At 57.5% G+C, this 20,973-nt stretch carries 18 protein-coding genes; 12 read left to right on the plus strand and 6 right to left on the minus strand.

Annotated elements, in window-relative coordinates:
• Positions 1-53: 53 nt before the first annotated feature.
• Genes N7D90_RS05215 through pcaC form a run of 4 tightly spaced genes read left to right on the plus strand, consistent with a single transcriptional unit; the run spans position 54 to position 3,962 of the window.
• A complete protein-coding gene (locus tag N7D90_RS05215; RefSeq protein WP_261741176.1) occupies positions 54-1,346 on the plus strand; it encodes an MFS family transporter in 1,293 nt (430 codons plus the stop codon).
• A 48-nt stretch (positions 1,347-1,394) separates the two neighbouring features.
• On the plus strand, positions 1,395-2,747 hold the full coding sequence (locus N7D90_RS05220) for a 3-carboxy-cis,cis-muconate cycloisomerase (RefSeq protein WP_261741177.1): 1,353 nt from the start codon (positions 1,395-1,397) through the stop codon (positions 2,745-2,747).
• A gap of 11 nt (positions 2,748-2,758) precedes the next feature.
• The gene (gene pcaD / locus N7D90_RS05225) at positions 2,759-3,559 is read left to right on the plus strand and encodes a 3-oxoadipate enol-lactonase (RefSeq protein WP_261741178.1); all 801 of its coding nucleotides are present in this window, start codon (positions 2,759-2,761) and stop codon (positions 3,557-3,559) included.
• Positions 3,560-3,569: 10 nt separating this feature from the next.
• Entirely contained in the window at positions 3,570-3,962 is a 393-nt protein-coding gene (gene pcaC / locus N7D90_RS05230; RefSeq protein ID WP_261741179.1) for a 4-carboxymuconolactone decarboxylase, read from the plus strand.
• A 181-nt stretch (positions 3,963-4,143) separates the two neighbouring features.
• Here the strand turns inward: pcaC and N7D90_RS05235 are convergent, their stop codons facing one another.
• The 3 genes from N7D90_RS05235 to N7D90_RS05245 are packed head-to-tail and all read right to left on the minus strand — an operon-like array spanning position 4,144 to position 9,902.
• Positions 4,144-5,595 carry an AdeC/AdeK/OprM family multidrug efflux complex outer membrane factor gene (locus N7D90_RS05235; protein WP_261741180.1) on the minus strand — a complete coding sequence of 484 codons (1,452 nt, stop codon included), beginning with the start codon at positions 5,593-5,595 and terminating at the stop codon, positions 4,144-4,146.
• Positions 5,592-8,747, minus strand: coding sequence for an efflux RND transporter permease subunit (locus tag N7D90_RS05240; protein ID WP_261741181.1), 3,156 nt, complete (start codon positions 8,745-8,747; stop codon positions 5,592-5,594). Before N7D90_RS05240 ends, N7D90_RS05235 begins: the two co-directional genes overlap by 4 nt.
• 3 nt (positions 8,748-8,750) lie before the next feature.
• Complete coding sequence (locus tag N7D90_RS05245) at positions 8,751-9,902, minus strand: efflux RND transporter periplasmic adaptor subunit (protein WP_261741182.1); 1,152 nt, start codon at positions 9,900-9,902, stop codon at positions 8,751-8,753.
• A 265-nt stretch (positions 9,903-10,167) separates the two neighbouring features.
• Between N7D90_RS05245 and N7D90_RS05250 the strand changes: the two genes are divergently transcribed.
• The 3 genes from N7D90_RS05250 (at position 10,168) to N7D90_RS05260 (ending at position 12,547) form a co-directional block, all read left to right on the plus strand.
• Complete coding sequence (locus N7D90_RS05250; protein ID WP_261741183.1) at positions 10,168-10,824, plus strand: TetR family transcriptional regulator; 657 nt, start codon at positions 10,168-10,170, stop codon at positions 10,822-10,824.
• A gap of 392 nt (positions 10,825-11,216) precedes the next feature.
• Entirely contained in the window at positions 11,217-11,915 is a 699-nt protein-coding gene (locus tag N7D90_RS05255) for a CoA transferase subunit A (protein WP_261741184.1), read from the plus strand.
• 2 nt (positions 11,916-11,917) lie between these two features.
• Complete coding sequence (locus N7D90_RS05260) at positions 11,918-12,547, plus strand: CoA transferase subunit B (RefSeq protein ID WP_261741185.1); 630 nt, start codon at positions 11,918-11,920, stop codon at positions 12,545-12,547.
• Positions 12,548-12,765: 218 nt separating this feature from the next.
• Here the strand turns inward: N7D90_RS05260 and fdxA are convergent, their stop codons facing one another.
• On the minus strand, positions 12,766-13,089 hold the full coding sequence (gene fdxA, locus N7D90_RS05265) for a ferredoxin FdxA (RefSeq protein WP_003443045.1): 324 nt from the start codon (positions 13,087-13,089) through the stop codon (positions 12,766-12,768).
• Positions 13,090-13,218: 129 nt separating this feature from the next.
• On the minus strand, positions 13,219-15,798 hold the full coding sequence (mutS, locus tag N7D90_RS05270; RefSeq protein ID WP_261741186.1) for a DNA mismatch repair protein MutS: 2,580 nt from the start codon (positions 15,796-15,798) through the stop codon (positions 13,219-13,221).
• A 187-nt stretch (positions 15,799-15,985) separates the two neighbouring features.
• On the opposite strand from mutS, the gene N7D90_RS05275 reads away from it, so the two are divergent.
• The 5 genes from N7D90_RS05275 (at position 15,986) to recX (ending at position 19,571) form a co-directional block, all read left to right on the plus strand.
• Positions 15,986-16,720: a helix-turn-helix transcriptional regulator gene (locus N7D90_RS05275; protein ID WP_261741187.1), complete on the plus strand. Its 735-nt coding sequence runs from the start codon at positions 15,986-15,988 to the stop codon at positions 16,718-16,720.
• A 285-nt stretch (positions 16,721-17,005) separates the two neighbouring features.
• Positions 17,006-17,350 carry a phage holin family protein gene (locus N7D90_RS05280; protein WP_261741188.1) on the plus strand — a complete coding sequence of 115 codons (345 nt, stop codon included), beginning with the start codon at positions 17,006-17,008 and terminating at the stop codon, positions 17,348-17,350.
• Between the two features lie 54 nt (positions 17,351-17,404).
• A complete protein-coding gene (locus N7D90_RS05285) occupies positions 17,405-17,905 on the plus strand; it encodes a CinA family protein (protein WP_261741189.1) in 501 nt (166 codons plus the stop codon).
• Between the two features lie 83 nt (positions 17,906-17,988).
• On the plus strand, positions 17,989-19,095 hold the full coding sequence (recA, locus tag N7D90_RS05290) for a recombinase RecA (protein ID WP_261741190.1): 1,107 nt from the start codon (positions 17,989-17,991) through the stop codon (positions 19,093-19,095).
• Between the two features lie 8 nt (positions 19,096-19,103).
• Positions 19,104-19,571, plus strand: coding sequence for a recombination regulator RecX (gene recX, locus N7D90_RS05295; protein WP_261741191.1), 468 nt, complete (start codon positions 19,104-19,106; stop codon positions 19,569-19,571).
• A gap of 138 nt (positions 19,572-19,709) precedes the next feature.
• On the opposite strand, the gene N7D90_RS05300 is transcribed toward recX, so the two are convergent.
• The gene (locus N7D90_RS05300; RefSeq protein WP_261741192.1) at positions 19,710-20,822 is read right to left on the minus strand and encodes a TIGR00730 family Rossman fold protein; all 1,113 of its coding nucleotides are present in this window, start codon (positions 20,820-20,822) and stop codon (positions 19,710-19,712) included.
• Positions 20,823-20,973: the final 151 nt, after the last annotated feature.

Below are 20,973 nucleotides of genomic sequence, written 5' to 3' on the forward strand. Positions count from 1 at the left end.
ATGTGTTGCAAGGTGTGTCCGATTGCAACTAAAAACCTGATGAGTAAATAAACATGACAACAGAAACTCACTACACAGGAGAGGAGCGTAAAAAAAGGATCTTTGCGATTGTCGGTGCGTCCTCCGGCAACCTCGTCGAATGGTTCGACTTTTACGTTTACGCCTTCTGCGCGATCTATTTCGCGCCTGCTTTCTTCCCCTCCGATGACCCCACGGTGCAGTTGCTCAACACTGCCGGCGTGTTTGCGGCTGGTTTTTTGATGCGCCCCATTGGTGGCTGGTTGTTTGGCCGAGTCGCTGATAAACACGGGCGCAAGAATTCAATGATGATTTCGGTGCTGATGATGTGCGCCGGCTCGCTGGTCATCGCCTTTCTGCCGACCTACGCCTCGATTGGCGCCTGGGCTCCGGCCTTGCTGTTGATGGCGCGGCTGTTTCAGGGCCTGTCGGTGGGGGGCGAGTACGGCACCACGGCAACCTACATGAGCGAAGTTGCGCTCAAGGGGCAGCGCGGTTTTTTTGCCTCGTTCCAGTATGTGACGCTGATCGGCGGGCAACTGCTGGCGGTATTGGTAGTGGTGATTCTTCAGCAGTTCCTGTCAGAAGATGAACTGCGGGCTTGGGGCTGGCGCGTGCCGTTTGTGATCGGTGCCATTGCGGCGCTGATCTCGTTGCTGCTGCGTCGTACCCTGAAAGAAACCACCAGCGCCGAAACCCGCCAGGACAAGGATGCAGGTAGCGTGGCGGCGTTGTTCCGTGACCATAAAGCGGCGTTTATTACCGTGCTGGGTTACACCGCCGGCGGCTCGCTGATTTTCTACACCTTTACCACCTACATGCAGAAGTATCTGGTGAACACCGCCGGGATGCATGCCAAAACCGCCAGTTACATCATGACCGGCGCCCTGTTTCTTTATATGTGCATGCAGCCGTTGTTCGGCATGCTGGCGGACAAGATCGGTCGACGTAACAACATGCTCTGGTTTGGCGCGCTGGGTACGCTGTGTACCGTGCCGATCCTGCTGAGCCTGAAAACCATCACCAGCCCGTTTCTGGCCTTTGTGCTGATTACCCTGGCGCTGGCGATTGTCAGCTTTTACACCTCGATCAGCGGGTTGGTTAAAGCCGAGATGTTCCCGCCCCAGGTTCGGGCGTTGGGCGTCGGCCTGGCGTATGCGGTAGCCAACGCGATCTTTGGTGGTTCGGCGGAATACGTGGCACTGGGCCTGAAGTCGATGGGCATGGAAAACACCTTCTACTGGTACGTGACTGCCATGATGGCAGTCGCCTTCCTGTTCAGCTTCCGGTTGCCCAAACAACCCAAGTACCTGCACCACGATTTGTGATGTACCTGCGCGCGCCCCTTTATGGCGCGCGCCTTCTAAGGAAGGTTTATGAGTAATCAGCTGTTCGATGCGTACTTTACGGCCAAGGCTATGGGTGAGGTGTTCAGCGATCATGGCCGGGTGCAGGCCATGCTCGACGTCGAAGCGGCTCTGGCCCGGGCGCAAGCTGGGGTTGGGGTGATTCCTCACTCGGCACTCGGGCCGATTACAGCGGCATGTCGAGCTGAATTCTACGATTTTTCAGCCTTGGGCCAGGCGATAGCCAGTGCCGGCAATTCGGCAATTCCTCTGGTGAAAGCCTTGGGTAAACAGATTGCCAGCAGCGCGCCCGAGGCCGAGCGTTATGTACATTTGGGGGCTACCAGTCAGGACGTAATGGACAGCGGGCTGGTGCTGCAATTACGCGCAGCCCTCGGATTGATCGAGCGTGATCTGACGCAGTTGGCCGATGTGCTCGCCGCCCAGGCTCAGCGTTATGCCACTACCCCTTTGGCCGGACGGACCTGGCTGCAACAGGCGACCCCGGTCACGTTGGGGATGAAAATCGCCAGTTGGCTGGGCGCCGTGACCCGTAGCCGCCAGCGTCTCAATGAGCTGAAACCGCGTCTGCTGTGCCTGCAATTCGGCGGAGCCTCGGGCACCCTGGCGGCACTGGGTGAACAGGCGATGCCGGTGGCGCAGGCGCTGGCCGACGAACTGGGCCTGAACCTGCCTGAGCAACCGTGGCACACCCAGCGTGACCGACTGGTGGAGTTCGGCGCGGTGTTGGGCTTGATCGCCGGTGGGCTGGGCAAGGTTGGCCGGGACATAAGCCTGCTGATGCAGACCGAGGCCGCTGAAGTATTTGAGCCGTCGGCGCCGGGCAAGGGCGGTTCGTCGACCATGCCGCACAAGCGCAACCCTGTGGGTTCGGCGGTATTGATCAGCGCTGCGACGCGGGTTCCGGGTTTGCTGAGCATTCTGTTCAGCGCCATGCCCCAGGAGCATGAACGCAGCCTGGGCCTGTGGCACGCCGAATGGGAGACCCTGCCCGAGATTTGCTGTGTGGTCTCCGGGGCGCTGGTGCAGGCGCTGAATATTGCCCAAGGGCTGGAAGTGGACCCCGAGCGTATGGCGCGCAATCTCGACCTGACGCACGGGCTAGTACTGGCCGAAGCCGTGAGCATTGTGCTGGCCCAGAGGGTAGGGCGCGAAACCGCGCACCATCTGCTGGAGCAATGTTGCAAACGTGCGGTGGCCGAGCAGCGCCATTTACGTGCGGTGCTGGGCGATGAACTGCAAATCACCGCGCACCTGAGTGCAGACGAACTGGATCGCTTGCTCGATCCGGCTTATTACCTTGGCCAAGCGACGACGTGGGTCGAGCGTGCGCGGGCTGAACATTTTGCGTTGGTCCTCTAAAGGAGAAGCTCGTGGGACGTGTACAACTCGCTGAAGGTGAACTCAATTACCGCCTGGACGGCCCGCAAGGCGCGCCGGTGCTGGTGCTGTCCAATTCGTTGGGCACTGACCTGGGGATGTGGGACACACAGATTCCGGCGTTCGCCGAGCATTTCCAGGTGTTGCGCTACGACACTCGTGGCCACGGCCAGTCGCTGGTAACCGAAGGGCCGTACAGCATTGAGCAACTGGGCGGCGATGTGCTGGCGCTGCTGGATGCATTGCATATCGAACAGGCACATTTTTGCGGGCTGTCGATGGGCGGGCTGATTGGCCAGTGGTTGGGCATCAATGCCGGTTCGCGTTTGCACAAGCTGATTGTGTGCAACACCTCCGCCAAAATTGGCGAGCCTTTGATGTGGAACCCGCGAATCGAAATGGTGTTGCGTGACGGCGCGGCGGCGATGGCCGGGCTGCGTGACGCATCGATTGCGCGCTGGTTTACCGCAGATTTCGCCCAGGCTAACCCTGAGCAGGCCAAACGTATTACCGACATGCTCGCCGCCACTTCCCCCCAAGGCTACGCCGCCAACTGCGCGGCAGTGCGCGATGCGGATTTTCGCGATCAACTGGGCGCAATTGACGTGCCCCTGCTGGTGATCGCAGGCACGGAAGACGCTGTAACTCCGCCTGCGGGCAGCCATTTCATCCAGGAACATGTACGCGGTGCGCAGTACGCCGAGTTTTATGCCGCGCACCTGTCCAACGTGCAGGCCGGGGATGCCTTCAGCCAGCGCGTGTTGGACTTTTTGTTAGCCGGTAAAGCGGTTTAAGGAGCTGTTTGTGGACGAGAAACAACGTTACGACGAAGGTATGCAAGTACGCCGTGCGGTGCTCGGCGACGCCCATGTCGATCGCAGCCTCAATGCCTTGACCGAGTTCAATAGCGAATTTCAGGAAATGATTACCCGCCACGCCTGGGGTGATATCTGGACCCGCCCTGGACTGGCGCGGCATACCCGTAGCCTGATTACTATTGCGATGTTGATCGGCATGAATCGCAATGAGGAGCTGAAACTGCATCTGCGTGCGGCGGCCAACAACGGCGTGACCCGTGCCGAGATCAAAGAAGTGATCATGCAGAGCGCCATCTACTGCGGCATCCCGGCGGCTAACGCGACCTTCCACTTGGCTGAGTCGGTGTGGGATGAGTTGGGGGCTGAGTCGCGGGTGTAACCGCTCTTCCTTGTAGCCGCTGCCGAGGAACGAGGCTGCGATAAGGACCGAAGGGCCTTCAGTTGCCGGGGCTGCTACGCACCCCATCGCAGCCTCGCTGCGCTCCTCGGCGGCTACAAAACGGGCATCACACAAACAACAAACCCGCCAAAAGGCGGGTTTGTTGTTTATGCGGTACGTATCACGCCTTTGGTGGCTGATCCGAAACCGGGCGGTTCTGCCCGGTCTGTTCGTACCAACCGCCACCCAACGCCTTGTACAGCGTGACTTCGCTGGTCAGCTGCGAAAGACGATCGGTGATCAACGATTGCTGCGCGCTGAACAACGAGCGCTGGGCATCGAGGAAGGTCAGGTTGCTGTCGATGCCAATCCGATAACGACGCTCGGCTAACCGGTAGTAATCCTGGTTGGCGTTAACGAAGTCGGTTTGTGCCTGCAACTGCTGGTTGTAGGTCTGACGCGCCGCCAGGCCATCAGAGACTTCCTGGAAGGCGGTCTGGATCGTTTTCTCGTACTGAGAAACGGTGATTTCCTTCTGGATTTTCGAGTAGTCCAGGCTGGCGCGCAGGGCACCTGCGTTAAAGATCGGCAGGTTGATTTGCGGCGAGAACAGCCAGGTGCCCGAACCGCCCTTGAACAGCCCCGACAGGTCAGGGCTCAAGGTCCCGGCATTGGCCGTAAGGCTGATGCTTGGGAAGAACGCTGCCCGCGCCGCGCCGATGTTGGCGTTAGCGGCCAGCAACTTGTGTTCGGCTTCGAGAATGTCCGGACGACGTTGCAGCAAGTCTGATGGCAAGCCAGCCGGTACTTCGTTCAACAGGTCAGCTGCCAGTGGTTTGGCTGCAGGCAGGTTGTCCGGGATGGTGGTACCAAGCAGCAGCGCCAAACTGTTCTGGTCCTGAGCTACCTGACGGGTGTACCTGGCCAGTTGTACCTTGGCGTTTTCCACCGAGGTACGCGACTGGCTTACGTCCAGTGCCGAGGCGACACCCACTTCATTGCTGCGCAAGGTGAGCTTGTAGCTCTCGTCGAACGCTTTGAGGGTGTCTTCAGTCAGTTTCAGCAGCTCTTTGTCAGCCTGCCAGGTCAGGTAAGCATTGGCGACGCTGGCCACCAGACTGATCTGAGTCGTGCGTCGGGCTTCTTCGGTTGCAAAGTAGTTCTGCAACGCTTGATCGCTCAGGCTGCGAACCCGGCCGAACAGGTCCAATTCGTACGCGCTGACCCCAAGGGTCGCCGAATAAGAACTGGTAATGCCCGACTCGCCGGTTTGCGACATGCTTGCCGGGGTGCGTTGACGGCTGCCGCTGCCAGTGGCCGAGACCGCCGGGAACAGATCGGCCCGCTGGATGCGGTACTGCGCGGCATAGGCGTCGATGTTCAGCGCCGCGACACGCAGGTCGCGGTTGTTGACCAGAGCGGTCTGAATCAGCTGCTGCAGCGCCGGGTCATGGAAAAACTGACGCCAGCCTTGTTCTGCAGCGGCCTGATTGGCCGCCTCGGTAGGGGAGTAGGCCGGGCCTTGCGGGTACTGCGCCGCTACCGGCGCTTCAGGGCGCTGGTAGTCGGGGATCAGCGAGCAGCCGCCCAGCGTAAACGCTGCGATGGCTACTGCGAGAAGCGACTTGCTCATTGGCCAGCCTCTTGGTTTGGAGTTTTAGTCAGGTCCACTTTCTTTTCGGAATCTTTTTTGCTGCCGAAGGACGATACGGCCACAAAGAACAGCGGTACCCAGAACACGGCCAGTACGGTGGCGGTGATCATGCCACCGATAACACCCGTACCAATAGCGTGCTGGCTGCCCGAGCCTGCGCCCGAGGAGATGGCCAGCGGGATCACACCCAGTACAAACGCCAGCGAGGTCATGATGATTGGACGCAGACGCATGCGGCACGCCTCGATTGCGGCCTCGCTCAGTGTTCGTCCTTGTTCATGCAACTCTTTGGCAAACTCGACGATCAGAATGGCGTTTTTCGATGCCAGACCGATGGTCGTGAGCAAGCCCACCTGGAAGTACACGTCGTTGGACAACCCTCGCAGGCTGGTCGCCATCAGTGCACCGATAATCCCCAGCGGCACCACGAGCATGACTGCAATCGGGATTGACCAGCTTTCGTACAGTGCTGCAAGGCACAGGAATACCATCAGCAAGGATATAGCGTACAGGGCAGGTGCTTGCGAACCAGACAGACGCTCTTCGAATGACAGCCCGGTCCAGGAAATACCCACGCCCGCTGGCAGCTTCTTGGCCAAGGCTTCTACTTCAGCCATGGCCTGACCACTGCTGTAACCCGGAGCTGGAGCACCCAGGATTTCCATGGCCTCTACGCCGTTATAGCGTGACAACTTGGGCGGACCGTAGATCCACTTGCCTTTGGCGAATGCCGAGAACGGCACCATGGTTCCTTCACTGTTACGCACGAACCACTTCTTCAGATCTTCCGGGTTCATCCGGGAGTCGGCTGTACCTTGCAGGAACACCTTCTTCACTCGGCCATGGTCGATGAAGTCGTTGACGTAGCTGGCGCCCAGGCCGATCGACAGCGTGTTGTTGATGTCGCTCAGGTCAACGCCCAGGGCGCGAGCTGCTTCGTCGTCAATTTCCAGCTGGTACTGCGGCTCATCGTTCAAGCCGTTTGGACGTACGCCTGCCAGGATCTTGCTTTGCGCAGCCATGCCCAGGAACTGGTTACGGGCCGCCATCAGCTTCTCGTGACCAATACCGGAACGGTCTTGCAGGTAAACGTCAAAACCGGTGGCGTTACCCAATTCCATTACTGCCGGCGGGGCAAAGGCGAACACCATTGCATCGCGGAAGGTGGAGAAGTGCGCCTGAGCGCGGGCAGCCAGTGCAAACACGCTGTTGTCCGCATCTCGCTCACCCCAAGGCTTGAGCATGATGAACGCAAGGCCGGAGCTTTGACCGCGACCGGCGAAGTTAAAGCCGTTTACGGTAAACACCGAAGACACCGCGCCCGACTCTTCTTTCAACAGGTACTCACGCATCCTGTCGATCACATCCTGGGTGCGTTCTGCAGTGGTGCCTGCTGGGGTCTGAACCTGTGCAAACAGTACGCCCTGGTCTTCTTCGGGAAGGAAGGAGGTAGGGATACGGGTAAACAGGAACACCATGCCGACCACGATCAGTACGTAGGCCAGCAGGTACGGCGCCTTGTGACGCAGGATGCTGCCCACACCTTTCTCGTAGCGCTTGACGCCACTGTCGAACGTGCGGTTGAACCAGCCGAAGAAGCCGCGCTTGTTCTCGCCGTGATCACCCTTCTGGATTGGCTTGAGCATGGTGGCGCACAAGGCCGGGGTGAAAATCAGAGCAACCAGTACCGAGAGCGCCATGGCCGAAACAATGGTGATCGAGAACTGTTTGTAAATCACACCGGTGGAGCCGCTGAAGAAGGCCATTGGCAGCAGTACCGCCGACAGCACCAAGGCGATACCGACCAGAGCACCCTGGATCTGCTCCATGGATTTCTTGGTCGCCTCCTTGGGCGGCAGGCCTTCTTCGGACATCACCCGCTCGACGTTTTCAACCACCACAATCGCATCGTCCACCAGCAAGCCGATGGCCAATACCATACCGAACATGGTCAGGGTGTTAATGCTGAAACCGGCCGCGGCCAGGATGCCGAATGTGCCGAGCAATACTACCGGCACAGTCATCGTGGTGATGATGGTGGCGCGGAAGTTCTGCAGGAACAGGAACATCACCAGGAACACCAGTACAACGGCTTCAACCAGGGTTTCAACTACGCCCTTGATCGAGGCCGAGACCACAGGAGTGGTGTCGTACGGGTAAACGACTTTCATGCCTTGCGGGAAGAAAGGTTCCAGGTCACCGATAGTCTTGTGCAGTGCTTTTGCGGTGTCCAGGGCGTTGGAGCCCGGAGCCAGCTTGATCGCCAGACCCGAAGACGGCTTGCCGTTGAACTGGGCGCTGATGCTGTAGTTCTCACCACCCAGAGCAACCTCGGACACATCGCTCAGGCGAACCTGAGAACCGTCGCTGTTGACCTTGAGCAGGATCTTTTTGAACTGCTCGGCGGTTTGCAGGCGGGTTTTACCGATAATGGTAGCGTTCAGCTCCTGACCTTTGACCGCAGGCAGACCACCCAGTTGTCCGGAGGACACCTGTACGTTCTGTGCGCTGATGGCCGCTTTCACGTCCACCGGGGTCAGGTTGTATTTGTTCAGCTTGGCCGGATCGAGCCAGATACGCATAGCGTACTGGGCACCGAACACCTGGAAGTCGCCCACACCTTCGGTACGGGAGATCGGGTCCTGCATGTTGGAGACGATGTAGTTCGACAAGTCGTCCTTGTTCATGCTGCCGTCTTCAGACACCACACCGATTACCATCAGGAAGTTTTTCACTGCCTTGGTAACACGGATACCTTGCTGCTGAACTTCTTGAGGCAGCAGTGGGGTCGCCAGGTTTAGCTTGTTCTGTACCTGCACCTGAGCGGTGTCGGGGTCAGTACCTTGCTCGAACGTAGCGGTGATGGCCATGCTGCCGTCAGAGTTGCTTTCAGATGACACATAACGCAGGTGGTCAATACCGTTGAGCTGTTGCTCGATTACCTGGACCACGGTGTCCTGCACGGTTTGCGCCGAAGCGCCCGGGTAGGTCACGGAGATCGAGATTGCCGGTGGCGCGATGCTCGGGTACTGGTTGATCGGCAATTTGAGGATCGATAGAGCCCCGACCAGCATGATCACAAGGGCAATTACCCAGGCGAAAATCGGACGGTCGATAAAAAATTTCGACATGGTTTACTCCCCTTTACTGCCTGCAGCTTTTTCAGTTGCCGGGGCAGGTGCCGGGGTTTCGCCTTGTGGCTTGTCCATGATCTTGACTTCAATGCCAGGCTTGATGAACTGCAGGCCGTCAGTAATCAGGCGGTCGCCAGGGTTCAGGCCTTTCTCGACCAGCCAGTCGCTGCCGACTGTGCGCGAAGCTTGCAGCACACGCATTTCAACCTTGTTGTCCGGCCCAACGATCAAGGCAGTGGGTTGGCCCTTGAGGTTGTGGGTCACGCCAATCTGAGGTGCCAGGATCGCATTGCTGTCGATACCTGCTTCCAGTTGTGCGTGGACAAACATGCCTGGGAGCAGTACTTCGTCAGGGTTCGGGAACACGGCGCGCAGGGTGACGGAGCCGGTGGCTTCATCCACTGAGACTTCGGAGAACTCAAGACGACCTTCTTGCGGGTATTCACTGCCGTCCGGCAGGGTCAACTTGACCTTGGCGGAGTTATCACCGGCCTTCTTCAAGCGGCCACTGGCCAGATCGCGGCGCAGTTCGAGCATTTCCACCGAGGATTGGGTCACATCAACGTAGATCGGGTCCAGTTGGGTGATCACGGCCAATGCGTTCGCCTGACCACTGGTGACCAGTGCACCTTCGGTGAACAGCGAGCGACCGATACGACCGGTCAGCGGCGCCAGCACCTTGGTGTAGCGCAGGTTGACCTGGGCAGTGTTCAGGGCAGCTTCGGCTTCGAGGCGTGCGGCTTCGGCGTTGTCGTATTCCTGACGGCTTACGGCTTGCTCTGCAACCAATTGCTTGTAGCGATCAGCAAGGGATTTTGCCGATTGCAGAGTGGCACGAGCGCTGAGCACTGCGCTTTCATAGATCGCTGGATCGATTTGATACAGCTGCTGGCCGATTTTTACGTCGCTGCCTTCTTTAAAGAGGCGCTTGAGGATGATGCCGTTTACCTGAGGACGAACTTCAGCCGAACGATAGGACGCAGTACGACCCGGCAGGTCGGTGGTCAAGGTAAAGGGCTGGGTTTTTAGCGTCACGACGCCGACCTGAGGGATTTGCGGGGCAGGTGCTGCCTCTTCCTTTTTGCATCCGCTGAGCAGCGAAGCTAGGGCGATGGCAGCAACCAGAGCGGTAACAGCTGGCTTGAATTGCATGAAAATCCTCGGGTCAGGCACGCGAAAGCGCACAAGAATAGTGGAAGGGTAAAGAAAGCTGTTCCGGGTGGATAAGTAGCTTGCTAAGGAATATACTTACATTCGTGTCTGTTTGTAAATAGCGGGAACGTGTCTCGCTACGTCCTGCAGAGCCATTTTTAAAGTATGAAGTAGACCGGGATAAGGCATAACAAGCGCCACCCGATGTTGGTCCTGGCGAGTGATCGCAACTGCCCGGACCCTCCTGATTGAGGTTTTTATTGCCATGGTGCGTCGTACCAAAGAAGAAGCGCTTGAAACCCGGAGCAAAATCCTCGAGGCGGCCGAGCAGGCCTTTTACGAGCGGGGTGTCGCACGCACGACGTTGGCTGATATTGCCGCGTTGGCGGGTGTCACCCGCGGTGCAATTTACTGGCACTTCAGCAACAAGGCCGATCTGGTGCAGGCCATGCTCGATAGCCTGCATGAACCGCTGGATGAAATGGCCAAGGCCAGTGAAAACCAGAACGAAATTGATCCGCTCGGCTGCATGCGCCAATTGCTGATTCATTTGTTTCGCCAAGTTGCCATTGATCCAAAAACCCGGCGTATCAATGAAATTTTGTTTCATAAGTGCGAATTCACAGACGAAATGTGTGATTTTCGGGCTCAGCGCCAGGTTGCGATGGTTGATTGCAACAGCAGAATCGAACTGGCCCTTACCAATGCCATTCACCGTCAACAACTCCCTGTAACGCTGGATGTTCGCCGTGCTGCTATTTGCTTGCATGCCTATATCGACGGAATTCTCGGGCAATGGCTGCTGGTTCCTGACAGCTTCGAGCTTTTCAAGAACGCTGAGTCCTGGGTCGATACGGGTCTGGATATGCTGCGTTTAAGCCCAACATTACGAATTAGCGCCAATATCCGAGAGGGAGTCTAGTAGGCTCGGGCAATAAGGCGAGTGAAGATTTGCCCTCTGGAGCATTTGCTGGCTAACGGCATTTATATACGTCTAGCCTGCAGGTTTAAAGTTAGCGAGCTAAGTATTTTGTAGCTAAATTGTGATGACTCAGTGAAATGCCCCACAGTCATCGATAAACAAGCTATAGGCAACGGGTTTTAAGTACTACATGACTTCGGCATCTTTCTTGGTTATTTCTCCCATTTAACCCTTCTCACGTCGGCTTCCCCTACACTTGAGCAACGCTTTGGCCGCAGGCCAGAGCAGCCAAAATCGGGGAGCGGGCGACGGCCAAAGTGTTGGCCCTCTCTCGACTAAAGCAAACAGACCACGATGGTGTTGTGTGTCGTGGGCAATTCGAGGAATAACAAGTGAACAAGATTTACTCGAGTGCTGAATCCGCTTTGCAGGGGCTGGTCGAAGACGGCATGACCCTGGCTGTCGGCGGCTTTGGATTGTGCGGGATTCCGGAAGCGCTGATTGCTGCCCTGCGTGACACTGGCAAGCGCGAGCTGACGGTCATCAGTAACAACGCCGGGGTTGATGGTTTCGGCCTGGGGCAACTGCTGACGACGCGTCAGATCCGCAAAATGATTTCTTCCTACGTGGGCGAGAACAAAGAGTTCGAACGTCAGTACCTGGCTGGCGAACTTGAACTGGAGTTCACCCCTCAAGGCACCCTCGCGGAAAAACTGCGGGCGGGCGGGGCGGGTATACCGGCATTTTTCACCAAGACCGGTTACGGCACTTTGGTGGCTGAAGGCAAGGAAACTCGTGAGTTTGATGGCGAGTGGTACGTCATGGAGCGTTCACTGCGGGCCGATGTGGCCTTGGTCAAGGCCTGGAAAGCCGACAAGTCCGGCAACCTGCTGTTCAACAAAACCGCACGCAATTTCAATCCATTGGCCGCAATGGCGGCCAAGGTGTGCGTGGTGGAAGTGGAAGAAATTGTCGAGATTGGCGAGATCGAGCCCGATCAGGTTCATTTGCCCGGGATTTACGTGCAGCGGCTGGTGCTCAATGCCTGCCCGGAAAAACGTATCGAACATCGCACTGTACGGAGCGCCTGACCATGGCCTGGACTCGTGAAGAAATGGCGCAGCGCGCCTCCCAAGAACTGCAGGACGGTTTTTACGTCAATTTGGGCATCGGTTTGCCGACCCTGGTGGCCAACTACATTCCCAAGGGCATGGATGTGTGGCTGCAAAGTGAAAATGGCCTGCTCGGGATTGGCCCGTTTCCGACCGAAGATGAGGTCGATGCCGATCTGATCAACGCGGGTAAACAAACTATTACGACCCTGCCGGGCAGCAGTTTTTTCAACAGCGCCGACTCGTTTGCGATGATTCGCGGTGGGCATATCAACCTGTCGATTCTTGGCGCGATGCAAGTCTCCGAGAAGGGCGATCTGGCCAACTGGATGATTCCGGGCAAGATGGTCAAGGGCATGGGCGGGGCGATGGACCTGGTGGCCGGGGTCAAGCGCGTGGTAGTGCTGATGGAGCACACGGCCAAGGGTGGCACCCATAAACTGCTCAAACAGTGTGACCTGCCGCTGACCGGCGTGGGCGTGGTTGACCGGATTATTACCGACCTGGCGGTGCTCGATGTGACGGAGCAAGGGCTCCAACTGGTTGAGCTGGCCGCGGGGGTTAGCCTCGAGCAACTGCAAGAAGCAACCGGCTGCTCAATTAACGGCTGAATACACGCCTGTAGCCGCTACCGAGGTACGAAGGCTGCGATAGGGTGCGTAGCAGTCGCAAACCAGAAGCCTCGATTTGGCGGATATATTTGGGGCTCAGGATTTGCGGGCGCTGCGCCCCCGATCGCAGCCTCGCGTAGCACGACAGCGGCTACAGGTTTTTTGTCAGGCTCAGAAACACAAAAAGCCCCAAAAGGGGCTTTTTGCTGCAGCGTGAATCAGCGTTCCAGATCTTTGATCTTGCCTTTCACACCATCAAACTCTTCCGCGTCCGGCAGAGCGTCTTTCTTCTCAGTGATGTTTGGCCAGATTTCAGCCAGCTCAACATTCAACTGAATAAACTCTTGCATGTCCGCAGGCACTTCATCTTCAGAGAAGATCGCCTGTGCAGGGCATTCAGGCTCACAAAGCGCGCAGTCAATGCACTCATCCGGGTGAATCACCAGGAAGTTCGGGCCTTCGTAAAAGCAGTCCACCGGACAGACTTCTACGCAGTCGGTGTACTTGCACTTGATGCAGTTGTCGGTGACGACGAAGGTCATTTCTAATTCTCTCCTCAGGCGGCGGCAGCGAAACCCTTCCAGGTCGGGTTCACCGGGTTCGGGAGTGATATCTAATGACCAGGCTAAAAGGTCACTAGCATCCCGAACCGCGCGCGATTCTAGCAGCTTTTAAAGGCGTGTCTTTAATGTGTAGAGCAAATCAAGCGCTTTACGTGGCGTCATGTTGTCCAGATCCAGCTTGGAAATATCATCCAGCACCGGGTGAGGCAGGCTGGCAAACATGTCACTTTGCTGTGGTACCGACTTTTTACCGGTGGTCGGACGCGGCACTTCATGGGGCAGGCTGGTGGTCTCCAGGCGGCTCAAGTGCTCGCGGGCACGGGTGATGACTTCGGTCGGCACGCCCGCCAATTGCGCCACGGCCAAGCCATAACTCTGACTGGCCGGGCCCGGTAATACATGGTGCAGGAACACGATGCGTTCGTTGTGCTCGGTCGCACTCAAGTGCACGTTGGCCACCAGCGGTTCGTTTTCGGGCAGTACCGTCAGTTCGAAGTAGTGGGTGGCAAACAAAGTATAGGCGCGTAATTGGGCGAGACGTTCTGCCGCAGCCCAGGCCAGCGACAAACCGTCGAACGTGCTGGTGCCGCGGCCCACTTCATCCATCAGGACCAGGCTGCGTTCGGTGGCGTTGTGCAAAATGTTCGCGGTTTCACTCATCTCGACCATAAAGGTCGAACGGCCGCCCGCCAGGTCATCGCTGGAGCCGATCCGGGTGAAGATGCGGTCAACCAGCGACAGCTCACAGCTCGCTGCCGGAACAAAACTGCCGATATGGGCCAGTAGCACGATCAATGCGGTCTGGCGCATGTAGGTCGATTTACCGCCCATGTTAGGACCGGTAATCACCAGCATGCGGGTATCGTCATCCAGCGCCAGATCGTTGGCCACAAATGGCGTGGTCAGTACTTGCTCGACCACCGGGTGGCGGCCTTGGCTGATACGCATGCACGGCTCGTCGACAAAGCGCGGGCAGTTCAGGTCCAGGTTCAGTGCGCGCTCTGCCAGGTTGCTCAGTACATCCAGCTCGGCCAGTGCGGCGGCAGTGTCTTGCAGCGGCGCCAGATGGCTGATCATTTCTTCGAGCAATGCTTCGTAGAGCATCTTCTCGCGGGCCAGGGCGCGGCTTTTGGCCGACAGGGCCTTGTCTTCGAAGGCTTTGAGCTCCGGGGTGATAAAGCGCTCGGCGCCTTTGAGCGTTTGGCGGCGGATGTAATCGGCCGGTGCCTGCTCGGCCTGCTTGCTTGGCAGCTCGATAAAGTAGCCGTGTACCCGGTTGTAACCGACCTTCAGGTTGGCCAGGCCGGTACGGGCTTTTTCGCGGGCTTCCAGGTCAATCAGGAACTGACCGGCGTTTTCGCTCAGCGACTGCAACTCGTCCAGTTCGGCGTCATACCCGGTCTTTAACACGCCACCGTCGCGGATCACGGCAGGCGGATTATCGTTGATCGCTTTTTCCAGCAGGGCTCCCAGCTCGGGATAAGTGCTGGTGGTTGTAGCCAACTGCTGCAGGTGCGGCGCTTCGAGGCCGATCATCGCGTCTTGCAGTTGCGGTAATGCGTTCAAGGCATCGCGCAGCCGTGCCAGGTCGCGGGGGCGGGCATTGCGCAGGCCGATACGGGCCAGAATGCGCTCCAGATCGCCGATTTCCTTGAGCTGTGGCTGCAGCTTTTCAAAGCGATAGCCGTCCAGCAGGCAGGTGATCGACGACTGGCGTGCCAGCAGTACGCTCAAGTCGCGCAACGGGCGGTTCAGCCAGCGGGTCAGCAGGCGGCTGCCCATCGAAGTCTGGCAACGATCGACCACGGACTGCAGCGTGTTGTCGCGCCCACCGGCCAGGTTGGTGTCCAGCTCCAGGTTGCGACGGCTGGCGCCGTCCAGGACCACGGTGTCATCCAGACGCTCATGGCGCAGGCTGCGCAAATGGGGCAAGGCGGTACGCTGGGTTTCCTTGGCGTAACTGAGCAGGCAACCGGCGGCGCCAATGGCCAGGGTCAGGTTTTCGCAGCCAAAACCTTTAAGGTCTTGGGTTGAGAACTGTTGGCACAGGCTTTTCAGGGCCGAGTCGCGCTCAAAATCCCACGGTGCGCGGCGACGTACGCCACGGCGTTTTTCGGCGGGCAGACCTTGTGGCCAGTCGTCCGGGATCATCAATTCAACCGGGTTAATGCGCTCCAGTTCAGCCAGCAGGTTTTCCCAGCCCTTGATCTCCAGTACCGAGAAGTTACCGCTGGTAATGTCCAGCACGGCGAGGCCAAACAGGCGCTCATCGCCGAGCACGGCAGCAATCAGGTTGTCGCGGCGCTCATCCATCAGCGCCTCGTCACTGACCGTGCCCGGAGTGATAATGCGTACTACCTGACGATCCACCGGGCCTTTGCTGGTGGCCGGGTCTCCGACCTGTTCGCAAATCACCACCGACTCACCGAGCTTTACCAGCTTGGCCAGATAGCCCTCGGCGGCATGGTAAGGAATCCCGCACATCGGGATCGCCTGGCCTGCAGACTGCCCACGGGCCGTGAGTGTGATATCCAGCAACTTGGCGGCTTTCTTCGCGTCTTCGTAGAAGATTTCGTAGAAATCGCCCATGCGATAAAACATCAGCTGATCAGGGTGCTGGTTCTTCAAGCGCCAGTACTGCTGCATCATCGGCGTGTGGCTGGACAGGTCGGAGGTATTTTTACTCATCAGGACTTAGGCGGATTCGTTCAGAAGTGGGGAAAGACAGGCCGTAGCCTGAGGTTTTCGCAATGGACGCAAGGTTAACATGTCAGCCCCCTGCACCTACAGGTGTGCTCGGGGTGCGCTGACACGCAGCTATAAATAGAAGAAATAGGATTTGCCTTCGATAAACACGCTCAGCACTATTGCTCTCATGTCCAAACGAACTGTTTCAACCGTCCTCAAGGAACTGCTTGCCCACCACCAGATCAGCGCCATGGCGCTGCACCGGAGCACAGGGGTGCCGCAGTCCACACTCTCGCGCATTTTGAGCGGTAAAATTGTCGACCCTTCCGACAGACAAATCTCCAGGATCGCCGAGTATTTCAACATCAGTACGGATCGCTTGCGTGGCCGGGGCGATATCCACACGCCTGCAGTGTCTGAACCCGAGCTGCGTCACCCTGAGCTGCGTGACATTTGCCTGTGGGATGACGACACCCCGGTGGCGGATGATGAAGTATCCATTCCATTCTTGCGTCAGGTTGAACTGGCGGCCGGTTCCGGGCGCTTTGCCATTGAAGAGAGCGAGCGCGCCAAGCTGCGTTTCGGCAAGCGCAGCTTGCGCCACAACGGCGTGGAGTTCGATCAGGCCAAGTGCGTGACGGTTCGTGGTGACAGCATGCTGCCGGTGTTGCGCGATGGTGCAACGGTTGGGGTCAATGCCGGCAAGCGCACGCTTGACGAGGTCATCGATGGTGACCTGTATGCGGTCAATCACAATGGCCAGTTGCGGGTGAAGCAGTTGTATCGCCTGGCAGGCGGCATTCGCTTGCGCAGCTTCAATCGTGATGAGTTCCCGGATGAGGACTACGCCTACAACGATCTTGAGGATGAACAGTTGGTCATCCTTGGTCATGTGTTCTGGTGGGGCATGTACGCCCGCTAGCCGTTAGTTTCTGAAAATACTGTGGGAGCGAACAAGTCTTCGCGAGCAGGCTCGTTCCCATGGCAGTTTTTTTAGCCATTAAGAAGACAATTCTCACTGTATTTGTTGGCCTTGGCCGACTTGCTGCAATCGCCTGAATAAATATATGCACTGGTGCATTGACTGTATATCCATACATGCATAGTCTTTGTTGCATGACGACCAACGATGGATCTCGGGCAGGGGTGTGACGTTACAGTCGGGCCGGAAATTGGCGCTTATCAATAAGGACATAGGAGTGATGACATGATGAATGAACCGCAGGCTTTGCTGGAAATGCCGGTTTTACTGGTCATCCTTCTTGCCCTGGTGGGCGGCATTTTTGGTGAGATGTGGCGGGCGGACAAAGATGGCGCTAGCGGATGGCCACTGATGCGGCGCCTTGCACTGCGTTCGGGAGCCTGCATGGTGTGCGGCGTATCGACCTTCATGCTGCTTTACTCAGCCGGGATGTCCATCCTGTCGGCCGGTGCATTGGGTTGCCTGACCGCGTTGGCCGGTGCAGATGCGGCCATCAGCCTGTATCAGCGTTGGGCTGCGAAGCGGCTTGGAGTCGACGGTTCGCCTGGCGACTCGCGGATCGAGCCGTAGCAGGCGCTTTTTTGGTGTAGGTTATGGCGCAGAACCGCCCATCAGGAGAGGATCGTGGATCAAATATCTCAACTTGCGGCTGAACTTGGGCTGCTGTTACAGGCTCTTAATGCCCAGGTGACGACCGCCGAGTCTTGCACCGGAGGCGGCATTGCAGAGGCCATCACCCGCATTGCCGGCAGCTCCGCCTGGTTTGAGGCGGGCTTTGTGACCTACTCCAACCAGCAAAAAATCAGGCAGCTGGATGTTCCTGAGTCTTTGTTCACTCAAGTGGGGGCCGTCAGCCGCGAGGTGGTTGAAGCCATGGTGCACGGTGCTCAAGCGCAGAGTGGGGCGCGATTTGCCGTTGCGGTGAGTGGCGTGGCCGGGCCGGGCGGCGGTTCACCAGAGAAGCCGGTTGGCACCGTCTGGCTGGCGTGGGGGGCTGGTGACGAAGTATCGACCGAGCGCAGACACTTTCCGGGCAACCGCGATGAGGTCCGCCAGCAAACGGTGATTGCTGCCCTGGAAGGCTTAATACGCCGAACGGTACGAGAAATAAAAAATCAGGGGTAGGCGATCCTCTAACCCTGTGGAATAATACTGGCTACTTATACAGTTATCGGCCGTCGGGCCTTATTGATTACGAGAGGACTTTAATGGACGACAACAAGAAGAAAGCCTTGGCTGCGGCCCTGGGTCAGATCGAACGTCAATTCGGCAAGGGTGCCGTGATGCTGATGGGCGACCAGGAGCGTCAGGCTGTTCCGGCGATCTCTACCGGTTCGCTGGGTCTGGATATCGCACTGGGCATTGGCGGTCTGCCAAAAGGCCGTATTGTTGAAATCTACGGTCCAGAGTCTTCGGGTAAAACCACACTTACCCTGTCCGTGATTGCACAAGCGCAAAAGGTCGGTGCAACCTGCGCCTTCGTCGATGCCGAGCACGCCCTGGACCCTGAATATGCAGCCAAACTGGGTGTAAACGTCGACGACCTGCTGGTTTCCCAGCCGGACACCGGCGAGCAGGCACTGGAAATCACCGACATGCTGGTGCGTTCCAACGCGGTTGACGTGATCATCATCGACTCCGTAGCTGCACTGACCCCAAAAGCTGAAATCGAAGGCGACATGGGTGACACCCACGTTGGCTTGCAAGCCCGTTTGATGTCGCAAGCGCTGCGTAAAATCACCGGTAACATCAAGAACGCCAACTGCCTGGTTATCTTTATCAACCAGATCCGTATGAAGATCGGCGTGATGTTTGGTAGCCCGGAAACTACAACCGGTGGTAACGCACTGAAGTTCTACGCCTCGGTACGTCTGGATATCCGCCGCACAGGCGCGGTGAAAGAAGGCGACGTGGTAGTGGGTAGCGAAACCCGCGTTAAAGTGGTCAAGAACAAGGTGGCACCGCCGTTCCGTCAGGCTGAGTTCCAGATCTTGTACGGCAAGGGTATCTACCTGAATGGTGAGATGATCGACTTGGGCGTGTTGCATGGCTTCGTCGAAAAAGCCGGCGCCTGGTATAGCTACAACGGCAGCAAAATCGGTCAGGGCAAGGCCAACTCCGCCAAGTTCCTGGACGACAATCCGGACATCAAGGACGCGCTGGAAAAGCAGCTGCGTGAGAAGTTGCTGGGGCCAAAGACCGACGCTGAGATGGCAGAAATCAAAGTTATGCCAAAACTGAGCAAGGCTGCCAAGGAAGCTGCTGCACTGGCTGAAGCCGAAGAAATGGAAAACGCTACCGACAGCGATAACTGATAGACATCATGATCGCCGTCCTGGATACCCCCGTCGCGGTGCGACGGACTGCAATGGACCTGCTCGCGCGACGCGAGCACGGTCGAGTCGAGCTGACGCGCAAATTGCGTCAGCGTGGGGCTTGCCCCGACATGATCGACGCAGCCCTTGACCGTCTAACGGAAGAGGGATTGTTGTCGGAGTCGCGCTATCTCGAAAGCTATATCAACTACCGTGCCGGTTCCGGTTATGGCCCTTTGCGTATTCGCGAAGAGCTTGGCCAGCGTGGCTTGGCGCGTGGGGATATAGAAGAAGCATTGCGCGAATGTGGTTTCAACTGGCAAGAGCAGTTGGAAGACACCTGGCGTCGCAAGTTTTCCGGTCAGTTACCTGCAGATGCAAAGGAACGTGCTCGCCAAGGGCGCTTCTTGAGTTATCGGGGGTATCCGCTTGAAATGATCGGCCGCTTGTTGAGCGGCCGAGAGTTTGATGACTGAAAGCGCAAACTGGCGGCTCTTACGCAACCTTCTGTAGCCGCTGTCGAGGTACGAGGCTGCGATGGACTGCGTAGCGGCCCCTGCCTTTAAAGGCCCAGCGGGCCTTATCGCAGCCTGCGGCAGCGACTACATTGGTTCTCATTCAACCGATATACGCTGTTCTGGCGTAGTCACGTTATCTATTGCAGCCCAGTTCTGTGGCTGGTTGATAAAGTTGACCAACTCACGTAACCGTCCCTGGTTGCGGCCGCTGAATGCAAAACTCAGGCAGGTAAGGTGGTTAAGCTTGGGGTCATCATGCTCAAAACCGCAGTATCCCTGTTGCTGGAAACCATTGCTGAGGCAGATATCGGCAAAATTCTGCTGTATCTCCTTAAGGGCTAAAACACTGACAGGCCGTTTCATGCGGATCACGAAGGTTTTGTTCAGCCAGCGGCTTGAGTGGAAGTTGTTGTAGAACTGATTGATTTCAGCAAGGGCCTCTTCGGCGCTGTACACCAGGCGCATCAGCTTCAAATCGTTGGGAAGAATGTACTGGTTGGCTTCCAGCTGGTTATGTATGAAGTCCAGCGCACCCTGCCAAAATGACCCGCCAGGCACGTCCAGTAAAACCACCGGTACCAACGGCGTTTTGCCTGTTTGCATTAGGGTCAGCACTTCCAGCACTTCATCCAGCGTGCCAAAGCCTCCCGGGCACATCACCAGGGCATCTGCTTCTTTGGTAAAAAACAGTTTGCGGGTAAAGAAGAAATGGAATGCCAGCACATTGGCAGTGCCGTTGATGGTCGGGTTGGCCCGTTGTTCAAACGGCAGGGTGATGTTGAACCCCAGGCTGTGATCCAGGCCTGCACCCTCGTGGGCTGCGGCCATGATGCCAGCGCCGCCGCCGGTGATAACCATCATGTCTGATTTTGCCAGGACGGCACCCATTTCGCGGGCCAGTGCATACAGTGGGTGTTCGACCGGGGTTCTTGCCGAGCCGAATACCGTAACTTTGCGTCGCCCCTTGAACTGCTCCAGTGTCCGAAAGGTTTTCTCGAGTTCACGGATGGCTTGCAGGGTGATTTTGGCATTCCAGCGATCAAAGTCGTCGTGGGCCATGCGCAATACGGTCAGTAACATCTCGCGGTAAAGCGCCCGGTTCGGGCTATTGGGTGCGACTCGTTGCAACTGCTCGTCGACTTCATGAGCAAGATCCAGGCCCTGTTCCTGAAAGTGCAGCGTCAGGGTGTCATTGGATTGATCAGGCATGTACTTCTCCTTCTGCACAACATCCTTGAAAGCGCCGCACTACAGACGGGCGCTGAGACACAGAGTGTCAACCATGATGGTTCGATGATGGTCCTGCGATGTCTTGGCTGGCAATAGCTAATTGCCTGACACACATGAAGTTTAACGAAAG

The organism is Pseudomonas fragi, from assembly GCF_025426255.1.
Lineage (GTDB): Bacteria > Pseudomonadota > Gammaproteobacteria > Pseudomonadales > Pseudomonadaceae > Aquipseudomonas > Aquipseudomonas kulmbachensis.

Excerpts from the sequence above, each read along its gene's own strand:
- N7D90_RS05215 (WP_261741176.1), top strand. The coding sequence starts at position 54 with ATGACAACAGAAACTCACTACACAGGAGAGGAGCGTAAAAAAAGGATC.
- N7D90_RS05220 (WP_261741177.1), top strand. The coding sequence starts at position 1,395 with ATGAGTAATCAGCTGTTCGATGCGTACTTTACGGCCAAGGCTATGGGT.
- N7D90_RS05235 (WP_261741180.1), bottom strand. The coding sequence starts at position 5,595 with ATGAGCAAGTCGCTTCTCGCAGTAGCCATCGCAGCGTTTACGCTGGGC.
- N7D90_RS05240 (WP_261741181.1), bottom strand. The coding sequence starts at position 8,747 with ATGTCGAAATTTTTTATCGACCGTCCGATTTTCGCCTGGGTAATTGCC.
- N7D90_RS05245 (WP_261741182.1), bottom strand. The coding sequence starts at position 9,902 with ATGCAATTCAAGCCAGCTGTTACCGCTCTGGTTGCTGCCATCGCCCTA.
- N7D90_RS05250 (WP_261741183.1), top strand. The coding sequence starts at position 10,168 with ATGGTGCGTCGTACCAAAGAAGAAGCGCTTGAAACCCGGAGCAAAATC.
- N7D90_RS05260 (WP_261741185.1), top strand. The coding sequence starts at position 11,918 with ATGGCCTGGACTCGTGAAGAAATGGCGCAGCGCGCCTCCCAAGAACTG.
- fdxA (WP_003443045.1), bottom strand. The coding sequence starts at position 13,089 with ATGACCTTCGTCGTCACCGACAACTGCATCAAGTGCAAGTACACCGAC.
- mutS (WP_261741186.1), bottom strand. The coding sequence starts at position 15,798 with ATGAGTAAAAATACCTCCGACCTGTCCAGCCACACGCCGATGATGCAG.
- N7D90_RS05275 (WP_261741187.1), top strand. The coding sequence starts at position 15,986 with ATGTCCAAACGAACTGTTTCAACCGTCCTCAAGGAACTGCTTGCCCAC.
- N7D90_RS05280 (WP_261741188.1), top strand. The coding sequence starts at position 17,006 with ATGATGAATGAACCGCAGGCTTTGCTGGAAATGCCGGTTTTACTGGTC.
- recA (WP_261741190.1), top strand. The coding sequence starts at position 17,989 with ATGGACGACAACAAGAAGAAAGCCTTGGCTGCGGCCCTGGGTCAGATC.
- recX (WP_261741191.1), top strand. The coding sequence starts at position 19,104 with ATGATCGCCGTCCTGGATACCCCCGTCGCGGTGCGACGGACTGCAATG.
- N7D90_RS05300 (WP_261741192.1), bottom strand. The coding sequence starts at position 20,822 with ATGCCTGATCAATCCAATGACACCCTGACGCTGCACTTTCAGGAACAG.